Below are 12,477 nucleotides of genomic sequence, written 5' to 3'. Positions count from 1 at the left end.
CATTAAGAACCTCCTGCAGACGCGATGCGTGGCTGCTGTCTGTCTGGAGGCGCAATGAAAAAATTAGGCTCGGGTGTGTTGGTTGGCTTGATAGCGCTGGGGTTGCTGCTCTGTGCGCTGCTCGTGTTGTTACCACAGCTCATCAATACCGACGAGCTCAAATCGACTCTACTGGCTCAGGTCAAGGCGCAGACCGGCCGTGAGGTGGTGATCGAGGGGGATATTGGCTGGCGGTTGTTGCCCAGCCTGCGACTAACTTTGCCCCGACTCACGCTCAAGAATCCACCCGGTTTCCCGGCTGGTAATACACTCTCCCTGGAGAGTGCGAGCATGGGCGTGGAGTGGCGACCGCTCTTCTCCCACCAGCTTAAACTGCAGGAGTTGCGGCTCATCAAGCCACAGTTGAACATCACCATTCTCGCCGATGGTCGTAACAACCTGGCCGATCTGCTCTCTTTCTCTTCCGCGCCAGCATCCTCTTCTGCCCCAAGCTCCGGGAAATCATCAGCAGCTAGTCAACAGGCATTCTTGCTCTCCCTGGCTGGGCTCAGTGTGCGCAACGGCTCACTCCTCTATCAGGATGCGCGTCAGGGTGTGACTCGACGCTTGGATAACCTGGATCTCACCCTCTCTACCTTGGCCCTGAATACGCCTATCAGTGTTGCGCTGGAAACCAAGCTTAGCACCGAGAGTTTGCAGGCTAGCCTGACCTCCTCTGCTATGGCCCATTTTGTTGGAGACTTTGCCCATCTGAGCCTTGATAACTGGCACCTGGTGCTGCAATTGCAGCAAGGGATAACCAAGCTGAGCGTCGAAAGCGAGGCTCGTTTGCAATTGACGCCGAGTGAGGGGGGCCAGTTGCTGCAGTTGTCAGGCTGGCAGACCCAGGGGGCATTACAGCAAGGGGCGCTCCAGGCCAGTTGGCACAGCGATGCTGCGTTAACGGCGCAGATAGCCGATGGGCTGCAGCGGCTAACGCTGCCAACTTGGCAACTGAGTGGCAAGGTCTCAGGCGTGACGCCGCCCCAACTGCAAGAGATAGCGTTGCAGGGCGGACTGGATTACCAGGCCGCCAGTAAGTTGCTGATCCTGAACCCACTTAAGGTAAGCAGTGGGCCTCTGGTCGCCCAAGGGCAGGTTGCCGTGCGTTTTTCGACGCTACCCGAGGTTCATTTCGATTTACACACGCCGCGGCTGGATCTGGCCTGGTTCAAGCAAGCGGATAACCCCGCAGCATCAAGCGCTAAGGTCGCGAACGCGGAGCATGTGAGTGCTGAGGCCAGCCGCACTCAGACGGTCAAACCAGTGCAGGGGGGGCCGACATCCGAGTTGAGCCTGTTGCGACAGGTCAATGGCGGAGGGCAATGGCGCTGCGATGAGTTGCTGGCCCCCGATCTGGTTGTTAAGGACCTCTCGTTAGCCATGACGCTAGGGGATGGTCTATTGCAGCTCTCCTCTTTGACGGCGCATACCTATCAGGGGCAACTCATGATGAGCGGCCGTCTCGATAGCAGGCAGACGCCTGTGAGCTGGCAACTTAGCCCTAAGATCAGTGGCGTGCAAATAGGCGCCTTGCTGCAGAACCTAACGGGTAAGTCTCCGGTATCTGGGCTGGCCAATCTTAGTGGCGCCTTGACTGCGAAGGGGCTGGGGTGGGATGCCTGGCGGCAAAGCGTCACTGGGCAATTGGCGCTGCGCGTGGCCGACGGTGCCATCCATGGTGTCAATATTGCGGCCATGTTGCGGGATGCCAAAGCCGCGCTCAAAGGCAAGCCCGCAACTCATCAGGTACAAAGCACCGATTTTACTGAATTGACGGCAGATTTTAGTGTGCGGCAAGGTCTGGTGTCGACTCACAACATCCATATGCTTTCACCTCTGCTGCGAGTCCAAGGCGCAGGCACTACCCATTTGGGGCTGGAAACTCTGGATTTTCTACTGGATGTGGCCGTGGTGGGGAGTGCCAAGGGGCAGGGGGGCGTCGAACTCGACAGCCTGAAGCATGTGCTGATACCCCTGAAAATAGGCGGGAGTTGGGATCAGCCCACGTATTCCCTCGATGCGGAAAAGTTGCTTAAGCAGGAGTTGCAGCACAAGGCTGAACAGGGGTTACAGCAGCAACTACAAAAGAAGTTGGGGAAGTGGTTTGGGTGAAGAAGGAGGCTTTGGCTTGCGATGTTAAGAGGAGGGCCAGCCACTGACCTCGCATAGGCTACGCATTAGACCATGGGCTAGCAACTGGCTGGCTTGCTCTTGATGGTGCACAAAAAACGATCCGACGAAGCCCAGGCTATTGATGGAGATGCCATTGGCTTTTTCATGGCAACGAGGCACCAGCAATAGCCAGTCGCGGGTCAATAGCAGGTTATAGGCTCGCCCTGGTTGCCAGCCACTAAGCTGCAATAGGCTTTGGTAGGCTTGGTACCAGGCCTTGGGCGCCAATGTGCTCATTTGCCGGCAATAATGGGGGAAGGCCAGCGCCTGATGTAGCGGGTCGAGCAGCGGAAAATTCTGATATCGCTCTTCATCTATGGGGAGCCACTGCAGATGTTTGTGATGTTGACTGGCTCCGGCTTTTTTACCGCCATTAAAGAAACCCAAGCCGCCATTTTCTGCCACCACGCCCAGCAGGGCATCAAAATCAGCTAGGGTCAGCAGCTTATCTTGAGATTCGTAGGCTCGGGTGATCAGCAGTAGGTGAGTAGCCAGCACATTGAATTTATTCAAGATACAGACATGGGTGTCACTGAGGTCGGCAACAAACAGGCTGGTTTCATAGGGCAAAAACGGATTGACGGGCAAGCCATTCTTGAGGGGCTTGGCCTGTTTTTTGACTAAATTGTCGGCAATGCGCAGCACATAGCTCAATCCCTGCTCTTCCGTGGTGATGAGCTGAGTGCGCAGGGGATGCAGATCTCCCTGCATAAGGGCGCGGTGTGCCACCTGTTTTGCTTGTTCTACTAAAGTTACCAAACAATTATACCTTAATTCTGTCCATAAATTCTGCCCATATCAATTTCTGAATCTACCGCATGGGCTAGACTAGAATACTAGAATAGTACCAAACACTTGTAGTCGGGTTATCCGGCTCAACCCCCAATAATAATTATAAAAATGCCAATAACGAAAAGGAACCGACTGCATGAAACTAACTCTTAGAGTGACGCTGGCATTTGCCATTCTCTGCGGCCTGATGGCTATGGGGGGAGGCATCTCTTTTTTCAATCTACAGAATATCAATTCCGCCTTTTCTTTCGTGGTGGAAGATGTAGCCGGTTTGACTAACCAGGGCAATGTCATTGGTAAGGCCTTGCTGCGCAATAACAAGTTGGCCAATGACATGGTATTCAGCGCCGATAAGAGTGAATTGGAGCAGGATAGGCAGGCGTTCCAGACTCAGACGGGCGAATTACAAAAACAACTTGGTGAATTGACGGCTAGCTTGAGCAAGCTAGGTGATGCGGCCCAGGCTCAAAGCCAGGCCCAGTTGCTGGTTGCCTCGGTTAACCAAATCCACGCATCGGCTCAAACCCTTTATCAGACCAAACAGGGCATCCTGGATGAGGCCACCAAGATTGGTAGGGTGAAGGCAGACTTCTTGACCAAGTTGAGTTTTGCCAAGATAGCGGTGGACTTGACCTTTAAACCCTATGCCCAGGAAGACTCCTATATTGACTCTCTGGCCAAGCAGTTGGTCACCCAGATGGGCACCATGGAGTATATGGTCAACGCTATCTTCAGCGCCCAATCCACCAAGGAGATGCAGAGCATACAGACCAATGCGGCATCGACTAGCGCCATGATTCAGAAGAATGCTGAGGTGTTGCTAAAAGAGATACCGGCGGCCAAAGATAATAGTGATTTCATGACGGGGCTGGCGGCGCTTAAAGAGAACGATGGATCCAAACAGGGGGCCATAGCCCGTTATGTTGCCCTGCAGGTCACTCGTGGCTCATTACAACAGCAGGCGGTGGCGCTGTCGCAGACGGTCGATGCTACTCTGCTCATCCAGGAGAGGCTGCAGTCAGAGGTCGAGCAGATAGGCCATGCGGCCTTTGGTGAAGCCAAGGCCAGTATCAGTGGCACGACCTTAAGCATACTGTTGGCGTTGGTGTTCAGTTTGGGCTTTGCCGTGATCGTCGGTTGGCGTCTATCCAATGCCATCAAGGTGCCAATGACCGCCATTCAGCGTGTCTTGCGGCAGATGGCGGTGGGGAATTTCACCTCCCGGGTTGATGGGAAATTTGGTGGTGAATTCGCCGAGCTGCAGCGTGATATCAACGCCGTCATCCATGAGTTCAACAATGCCCTGACTGTGGTGAAAGGGGGCGCCGAGCAGACTCGGCAAACGGCGATCAAGAACCGGGAGTTTGCCGGCACCTTGGCCTCACAGGTGCAGGTGCAATCGGGTACCATGAGCACGTTGGCGGCCACAGTGACCGAGATGGAGCATGCCATTCAGGATGTGAACCGTAATACCGAGGCCAGTTTGGACATGGTGCTCTCTGTCGATGGACAGGTGCAATCCGGTAGTCAGTTAGTCACTGAGAATAGCCACCGCTTTGATGTGCTGTTTGACAACCTTCAGCACAGCGAAGAGGTGATCAAGCAGGTGTATGCCCAGAGCGAGAAGATAGGTGGCATTCTGGAGGCGATTGAAGGGATCTCCGAGCAGACCAATTTGTTGGCTCTCAACGCGGCAATTGAGGCGGCGCGGGCCGGTGAGCACGGTCGCGGTTTTGCCGTCGTGGCCGATGAGGTGCGTAACTTGGCTAGTCGCACCAACAAGAGCACTCAGGAGATCCATGGCATGATAGCCGAACTTAGGCAGAAATCATCCGGGGCGGTCAGCAGCATGCAGGAGAGCATTGAGCTGATGCAAGATAGCAAGACCAAGATGGGGCAAGTGAATCAGGCCATCGGCGCCATCTCCAGCCATATGATGAATGTGCGTAACTCCGCCGAGTTGATCGCCAATGCCACTCGTGAGCAGACCATTGCCAGCCGGGAGATCAGTCGCAGCATCAACGAGATGTCCGAGGTGGTAGAGCAGAGTAGCCGTACCATGGCCGACATGGCGGGCCAGACAGCGGTGCTGGACCGTCTGTGTGAAGAGCAGGAAGCAACGGTGCGCCAGTTCCAATTGCAGAAGGTCTAACCAGCCGCATGCAGGCGTAATCGACACTTCTCCTGCCTTGCCTCGGAGCGGCCAATAGCCGGGATCGGATACCGATCCCGGCTTTTTTGTCTGAGGCGTACTCGCAGAGCTGTTCAGCGTGCCTTGAGTATTGGACAATTACCCGGTATTGCGATGTTTCCATGCTGCGTTGAAAGCCTGCTCCTGACTCGGCCCATGGGCCGTGAGTCCAGTGGGGTTGGCTCAATTGCATCCTTGTGCCCACGCTTAGCGTCTGTTTTTGGGGCGGTCCTCCGCGACTTGCTACCGCGCTACCAACAGCGCCTGGGTTACGGGGCTTAACAGGAGTTTTATCTTTCATGCGTCAGACTCTCACCCTGGCTACGGCCTGCATCAATACCACGCCGCTCGATCTGGATGGCAACTTGGCGCTGATCCGCCAGGCGGTCGCCCAGGCTCAACAGGCTCAGGCCGACCTGCTGTTGCTTCCCGAACTATCACTGACGGGTTATGGCTGTGAGGATATGTTTTTTGTCGCCGACTGGTTGGAGAACCTCCCAGGGGAGCTGGTGGCGTTGGCTAACCAGTTGCCGGAGCAGTTGCTGATCACAGTTGGTTTTCCCCTGCTGATCCCCGGTGGTCAAGTGTTTAACGCCGTTGCCTTGCTCTCTTTAGGCCGCGTGCACGGCATAGTCTGCAAGCAGCATCTGGCGCGCAATGGTATTCACTACGAGCCGCGCTGGTTTACCCCCTGGCCGGCCGGTCACGTGACTGAGATCACTTGGGCCGGTCAGCAGATCCCGGTTGGCGATCTGGTGTTTGATGTCCAAGGGGTGCGTCTGGGTTTTGAGATCTGTGAAGACTCCTGGGTAGCGGCTCGGCCGGGTCGCTCTTTGTTTGAGCGTCAGGTGGATGTGATCCTGAATCCTTCCGCCAGCCACTTTGCCTTGGGCAAGCAGCAACTGCGCAGCCAGTTTGTGCGTGAGGGCTCCCGGGCTTATGGTGCCGTCTACGCCTATACCAACCTGCTGGGGTGTGAAGCCGGGCGGGCTGTCTATGATGGTGATGCCATGATCGCCAGTAATGGCGAACTGGTGCTGGTGGGGGAGCGATTGAGTTTTGCGCCCTGCAAGGTGTACAGCGCCACTGTGGATTTACAGATCAATCGGGCGGCCCGCCTGATCAGCAGTCAACCTCTGCTGCCTGGTCGCCGTGACGGGATAACGGCTATCAACTTTATCTGGGCTCCCGAGTCGCCCCACCGGGCTTTGGCGCGAGCATGCACTCTGGCGGTTGAAGATGAACATGCCGAAGCCTGCCGGGCCATTGCCTTGGGGTTATGGGATTGGCAGCGCAAGACCTATACGGGTGGCTATGCCTTGAGTCTCTCCGGCGGCGCCGACTCGGCCTTGTGTGGTGCACTGGTGTGGATGGCTCAGGTACAGGCTTATGCCACGCTGGGCGAGGCAAACTATCTGGCGGAGTTGGCCAAGGGGCGGTTGAGCCCAGCCCCCCGCGGTGAGCAGACGCCGCTGGCGTGGCTGCAGGCCCAGGTGATGCCGCTCATCCTGACCACCCTCTACCAAGGGTCAGAGTACAGCGGGTCCGTCACCTCCCAGGCGGCCGCTGGCCTGGCGGCGGATATTGGAGCCACACACCATAGCTGGTCCATCGCCGAACTGGTGACCGGGTATCTCAATCTGGCCAATGAGCTGACACCGGAAGACCCGCTCAACTGGCAGCGGGATGATCTGGCGCTGCAAAATATTCAGGCCCGGGTGCGGGCGCCCGGGATCTGGCTCTTGGCCAATCGGGGCAACAAACTCCTCATTGCCACCTCCAATCTCTCCGAGGCCAGTGTGGGTTACTGCACCATGGACGGCGATACTTCAGGCGTGTTGTCACCCATAGGTGGGGTGAGCAAGTCGCGGGTATTGCAGATTAATCGCTATATTCTCGAGCAGGGGATACCGCTGCAAGATGCGGCTCTATTGGGGTGTACGCGACTGCAGCTGGCCGCCATGGAGGCCATAGTTAATCAGGCGCCCACCGCCGAGTTGCGGCCAGTTGAGCAGACTGATGAGGCAGATCTGATGCCCTTTCCAGTACTCGATGCCATTCGCCGGATCAGCCAGACCCAGCATCTGTCACCCAAGGGGGTGCTACAAGCCTTGCTGCGCGGTGAGTTTGCCGAACGCTATTCGCTGGCGCAGCTGACGGCCTGGCTGCAGCGCTACTACGGTCTCTACTGTCGCAATCAGTGGAAGCGAGAGCGGATTGCGGTGAGCTTCCACATCGAGGCGGATAGTGCCGATCCCAAGACGTATCGGCGTTTCCCCGTGCTCTCCAGCCAGCTTAAACGTGAGTTGGCCCAAATGGAGCAATTTGCCCGCTCACTGCAGCTACCCTAGTCGCGGGGCAACCGCCACATTGGCTCTTGTGTCTTACCGGCGACAGACGGCATACTGTCGCCCATCTTGTCGGAGTGCCCAACTGGGCTGAGACCGTTAATTCGGGATCCGTTGAACCTGATCAGGTTAAAACCTGCGAAGGGAAACAAGGGTAAGGTGAGTCATCTACCTCCGCATCACTCCTCTTCTGGCCGTGATGCTGTCAATCCCGCGCTAGCTCCGCCCGCTGGATTGTTACTCCTCGCAACGCCACTCCAGACAAGCAAACCCACTGTTTCTTTTACCTAAGTGAGCTTTGCTATGTCTATTTCTACCTCTATCCATGATGCGGCTGTGGCTCCGGTTTCTCGCCGTGAACGCCGTGAGCTGGCCCAGCAGTACATCACGCAGCTGGTTGGCCAAACCTTTCCCAACTCGGATCGTATCTACCTGACAGGCTCTCGCGCCGATCTGCGTGTGCCGATGCGTAGAATTCATTTAGCGCCGTCACTGATTGGCGGCAATCAAGAGACCCCTCTGTTTGAGCCTAACGAGCCAGTGCTCGTATACGACACCGCCGGGGCGTATGGCGATCCGGAGCTCACCATAGATGTCTCCCGCGGTCTGGCCCGGATACGCGATGCCTGGATTGATGAGCGCGGTGATTGTGAGTGGGTCGCTGCTCCTAACTCGCACTTTACCCGAGGTCAGCAAGAGAACTTGCTCAGTGGCGCCGGACATCTGGTGCCGAAGATGCAAGAGGCTGCCCCCATACGCCGCGCCAAGGCCGGGCTCTGTGTCAGCCAGTTACACTATGCCCGTGCCGGCATTATCACGCCCGAGATGGAGTACATTGCCCTGCGGGAAAACCAGCGTGCACTGACGGCAGGCGAGGCCGGGATCACCCCGGAGTTCGTGCGTCAGGAGGTGGCCGAGGGGCGAGCCATCATACCGGCCAATATCAACCATCCGGAAGCGGAGCCCATGATCATTGGCCGCAACTTTCTGGTGAAGATCAATGCCAACATAGGTAACTCCTCTGTGACCTCCTCCATCGAAGAGGAGGTGGAAAAGCTGGTGTGGTCTGCTCGTTGGGGGGCCGATACTGTCATGGATCTCTCCACCGGCCGGAATATCCACCAGACCCGGGAGTGGATCTTGCGCAACAGTCCTGTGCCTATCGGTACTGTGCCCATGTATCAGGCCCTGGAGAAGGTCAACGGCATAGCCGAGGCGTTAAGCTGGGAGGTGATGCGCGATACCCTGATAGAGCAGGCCGAGCAGGGGGTGGATTACTTCACCATTCATGCCGGTCTGCTGCTGGCTTATGTGCCTATGACCGCCAAGCGGGTGACTGGCATAGTCTCCCGTGGGGGCGCCATCATAGCCAAGTGGTGTCTGGCCCATCATCAGGAAAACTTCCTCTATCAGCATTTCCGCGAGATCTGCCAGATCTGTGCCCAGTATGACGTGGCCCTCTCTCTGGGGGATGGTCTGCGCCCTGGCTCCATCGCCGATGCCAATGATGAGGCGCAATTCTCCGAGCTGCGAACCTTGGGTGAGCTCACCAAGATAGCGTGGGAGTACGATGTGCAGGTGATGATAGAGGGGCCGGGTCATGTGCCCATGCACCTCATCAAGGAGAACATGGATGAGCAGCTCAAGCATTGCCACGGCGCCCCTTTTTATACCCTGGGCCCGCTGACCACAGACATAGCCCCCGGTTATGACCACTTCACCTCCGGCATAGGTGCTGCCATGATCGGCTGGTTTGGTTGCGCCATGCTCTGCTATGTGACCCCTAAGGAGCACCTGGGGCTGCCCAATAAGGAAGATGTGAAGCAGGGGCTCATCACCTACAAGATAGCGGCCCATGCGGCCGATCTGGCCAAGGGTCATCCCGGGGCTCAGGTGCGCGATAATGCCATGTCCAAGGCGCGCTTTGAGTTCCGTTGGGAAGATCAATTCAATCTGGCGCTAGATCCGGAAACTGCACGTGCCTACCACGATGCGGATTTACCCCAGGAGTCAGGTAAAGTCGCCCATTTCTGCTCCATGTGCGGCCCCAAGTTTTGCTCCATGAAGCTCAGTCAAGAGGTGCGTGACATCGAGAGTGCCAAGGCGGTCGCGGCGCAAGCCGAGGGGATGGCCGGTCAGTCCGAGCGCTTCAAGGCGCAAGGTAGCGAGCTCTATCACGCCAAAGCCAAGCCTCTCCACAGTGCGGAGCAAGAGGTGCAGCAATGAGCCAGACCTCCTCAGCGTCTGGGCGCCCCATCGTCTGGAGCATAGCGGGTTCGGATCCGGGTGGTGGCGCGGGTATCCAGGCCGATCTGCTCACTGTGACTGACTTGGGCTGTCATGGTTGCACCGTCATCACGGCCGTGACCTCACAAAACTCGGTGGCGGTGACAGGCGTTGCGCCATGTTCGGCCGCGACCCTGCTGAGTCAGTTAGATGCCTTGGCCTGTGATTTGCTGCCGCAAGCCATCAAGATAGGCTTGCTCGCAACCCCCGAGCAGGTGACGGCGCTGGCCGGGCATCTGGCTAGCCTCAAGGCGCACCATGCTTGCCCTGTGATTTACGATCCGGTGGCGATGGCGAGTTCGGGTCACGCCATGGCCGAGGCGGCCACCCGCTCTGCGCTCGGTGCCTTGCTACCGCAACTGGATCTCATCACCCCCAACAGCCAGGAGCTGGCGGCCCTGACCGGCATGGCGCCAGACTCACCCGCCCAACTGATCGCGGCGGCCGAGCAGTTGCGGACACTCGGTGCGGCAGCTGTGCTGGTCAAGGGGGGGCATCTGGCGTGGAGCCAGGATCTCTGCCTGGATTACTTTACCAATGGTCAGCTGAGCTTCTGGTTGGCGGCGCCGCGTCTGGATACTCGGCATGGCCACGGCACCGGCTGTACCTATGCGTCGGCGATAGCGGCGCTATTGGCCCAGGAGTATGTGCTGGAGGATGCCATCACCCTGGCCCGCGCCTACCTGCAACAAGGTTTGGCTGAGGCCCGGGGGGTGGGGGCGGGGCCGGGTCCTGTGGCGCATCTGGGTTGGCCCAGTGCCGAGTCTCACTTTCCGCGGGTGCTGTTGCCTGGCTCACTCGAGGCCAAGCGGCTGGGGCTTTGCTGGCCCGCCAGCTTGCCCGTTGGGGGGCAACAGGCCGAAACGGGTTTTGCGGCGTGCCCGCACCAACTGGGTCTCTATCCTGTGGTGGACTCTCTTGAATGGATCGAGCGGCTGCTGGGCTGGGGGGTGAAAACCCTGCAGTTGCGCATCAAGGATCCGGCCCATCCGCAACTGGCGTCCCAGATAGCCCAGGCGGTGGCGTTAGGCCGCCAGTATGAGGCGCGGCTCTTCATCAACGACTATTGGCAACTGGCCATAGCCCATGGTGCTTATGGGGTCCATCTTGGGCAGGAGGATCTGGAAAGAGCCGATCTGGCGGCTATCCAGCAGGCTGGCTTGCGCCTGGGGATCTCTACCCATGGCTATTACGAGATCGCCCGCGCCATGGCCATTCGCCCCTCCTACATTGCCCTGGGCCATATTTTCCCGACGCAAACCAAGCAGATGCCCTCCGCGCCCCAGGGGCTGCAGCGCCTGCATGGCTACGCCAGCCTACTCAAGGCGTGGCCCACTGTGGCCATAGGAGGGATATCCACCGAGCGGGTGGCCAGCGTAGTGGCTACCGGGGTCGGCTCTGTGGCTGTGGTGACGGCCATTATCCAGGCGGCAGAGCCGGAGCAGGTGACCCGCGCACTGCTGCAACAGTTGGCCCAGGCGAATGCTCATGCCCATACCGAAAGCGCTAACGCCAAGACCAGCAGCAACCGGGGCAGGGGGGAGGCGCAGCATGGCTGAACATAGCTGTAGCTTACGTGCCCCCAACCAGCGCGACCCGCACACGCTAGAGCAGGAGTTGCGCTGGCGCCGCTATGGGCGGCAGATGTTGTTACCCGAGTTAGGGGAAGTGGGTCAGGCCAGATTGCGTGGGGCGCGCGTGCTTATCGTCGGCTTGGGGGGCTTAGGCTCTCCTGCGGCTCTGTATTTGGCCGCCGCCGGGGTGGGGCACCTTTATCTGAGCGATGGTGACAAGCTGGAGGTGAGTAACCTGCAGCGACAGATCCTCTATAGCAGTAATGAGCTCAACGACAGCAAGGTAAAACTGGCGAGCAAGCGGCTGAAATTACTCAATCCCCATGTGCAGTTGCACCCCTGTCCCGCCGTGGATGACGCGAATTGGCCGGCACTGCTGGCGCCCGAGGGCAAGCCCGTCGATCTGGTGCTGGATGCCTCGGATAACATGGCGACCCGGCAGTTGGTCAACCTCGGTTGTGTACGCCTCGGCATTCCGCTGCTCTCGGCGGCGGCCAGCGGCTGGCAGGGGCAACTGCTGCTGCTGGATCTGCGGCAGCAGAGTCCGGCCGGTTGTTATCACTGCCTCTATCCCACGCGAGCTGAGCCCACGCAAAATTGCCGCACGGCGGGAATTCTCGGCCCGGTAGTGGGGATGATGGGGACGCTGCAGGCGCTGGAGGCCATCAAGTTTCTGGCCGCAATCGCCAGCCCGGCCCTGGGAGCTTTACAGCAATTTGATGGTTTGAGCGGACGCTGGCAGCGCCTGCAGTTAGTCGCCGACCCACTATGCCCGGTATGCGGGGCGGCCCAAGCCTCGGAAGGAGTGACAGAATGAAGTTTCAGTTAAATGGGGTCAGTCGGCCGCTGAGCGCGGGTTTGACTGTGGCCTGCCTGCTGCGGGCTGAGGGGTATGGCCTGGTCAGTGGTGATCTCTGTGGGGAGAGCCAAGGGGGGCGCGATGCCGAGACGATCCGCAGCGGAATTGCCCTGGCGATCAACGAGTGCGTCATACCGCGCAGTCAATGGCAGAGTGTGCAGATCCAGCCGGATGACCAGGTCGATCTGTTTATGGCAATTGCAGGAGGTTAAT

Annotated in this window: 8 protein-coding genes and 1 riboswitch; of the genes, 7 read left to right on the top strand and 1 reads right to left on the bottom strand. The window is 58.3% G+C overall.

All coding sequences use genetic code 11. The features are described 5' to 3' along the window. The first annotated feature begins 54 nt into the window (after nucleotides 1–54). The gene (locus ACZYTD_RS08420; RefSeq protein WP_463891218.1) at nucleotides 55–2,154 is read left to right on the top strand and encodes an AsmA family protein; all 2,100 of its coding nucleotides are present in this window, start codon (nucleotides 55–57) and stop codon (nucleotides 2,152–2,154) included. Nucleotides 2,155–2,178: 24 nt separating this feature from the next. Here ACZYTD_RS08420 and ACZYTD_RS08415 read toward each other — a convergent pair whose 3' ends face one another. Further along, nucleotides 2,179–2,973 (bottom strand): ATP adenylyltransferase family protein, encoded by a 795-nt coding sequence (locus ACZYTD_RS08415; RefSeq protein ID WP_463891216.1) that lies wholly within the window; start codon nucleotides 2,971–2,973, stop codon nucleotides 2,179–2,181. A 169-nt stretch (nucleotides 2,974–3,142) separates the two neighbouring features. Here ACZYTD_RS08415 and ACZYTD_RS08410 point away from each other — a divergent pair, with 169 nt between their 5' ends. The 6 genes from ACZYTD_RS08410 to thiS all read left to right on the top strand — a co-directional run bounded on the left by ACZYTD_RS08410 (nucleotide 3,143) and on the right by thiS (nucleotide 12,476). Continuing rightward, the gene (locus ACZYTD_RS08410) at nucleotides 3,143–5,158 is read left to right on the top strand and encodes a HAMP domain-containing methyl-accepting chemotaxis protein (RefSeq protein WP_463891214.1); all 2,016 of its coding nucleotides are present in this window, start codon (nucleotides 3,143–3,145) and stop codon (nucleotides 5,156–5,158) included. A 338-nt stretch (nucleotides 5,159–5,496) separates the two neighbouring features. Continuing rightward, on the top strand, nucleotides 5,497–7,548 hold the full coding sequence (nadE, locus tag ACZYTD_RS08405; RefSeq protein ID WP_463891213.1) for an NAD(+) synthase: 2,052 nt from the start codon (nucleotides 5,497–5,499) through the stop codon (nucleotides 7,546–7,548). Nucleotides 7,549–7,608: 60 nt separating this feature from the next. Next, nucleotides 7,609–7,710, top strand: a riboswitch (TPP riboswitch). Between the two features lie 144 nt (nucleotides 7,711–7,854). Beyond that, on the top strand, nucleotides 7,855–9,771 hold the full coding sequence (gene thiC / locus ACZYTD_RS08400) for a phosphomethylpyrimidine synthase ThiC (protein WP_463891266.1): 1,917 nt from the start codon (nucleotides 7,855–7,857) through the stop codon (nucleotides 9,769–9,771). Then, the gene (thiE, locus tag ACZYTD_RS08395) at nucleotides 9,768–11,390 is read left to right on the top strand and encodes a thiamine phosphate synthase (RefSeq protein WP_463891211.1); all 1,623 of its coding nucleotides are present in this window, start codon (nucleotides 9,768–9,770) and stop codon (nucleotides 11,388–11,390) included. Before thiC ends, thiE begins: the two co-directional genes overlap by 4 nt. Beyond that, the gene (locus tag ACZYTD_RS08390) at nucleotides 11,383–12,222 is read left to right on the top strand and encodes a HesA/MoeB/ThiF family protein (RefSeq protein WP_463891210.1); all 840 of its coding nucleotides are present in this window, start codon (nucleotides 11,383–11,385) and stop codon (nucleotides 12,220–12,222) included. Before thiE ends, ACZYTD_RS08390 begins: the two co-directional genes overlap by 8 nt. Then, nucleotides 12,219–12,476: a sulfur carrier protein ThiS gene (gene thiS / locus ACZYTD_RS08385; protein ID WP_463891209.1), complete on the top strand. Its 258-nt coding sequence runs from the start codon at nucleotides 12,219–12,221 to the stop codon at nucleotides 12,474–12,476. Before ACZYTD_RS08390 ends, thiS begins: the two co-directional genes overlap by 4 nt. Nucleotide 12,477: the final 1 nt, after the last annotated feature.

The organism is Pseudaeromonas sp. HNCC25DJ180, assembly GCF_055413345.1.
The sequence above is the reverse complement of the archived record's forward strand: the minus strand, read 5'-3'. Positions and strand labels throughout refer to the sequence as shown.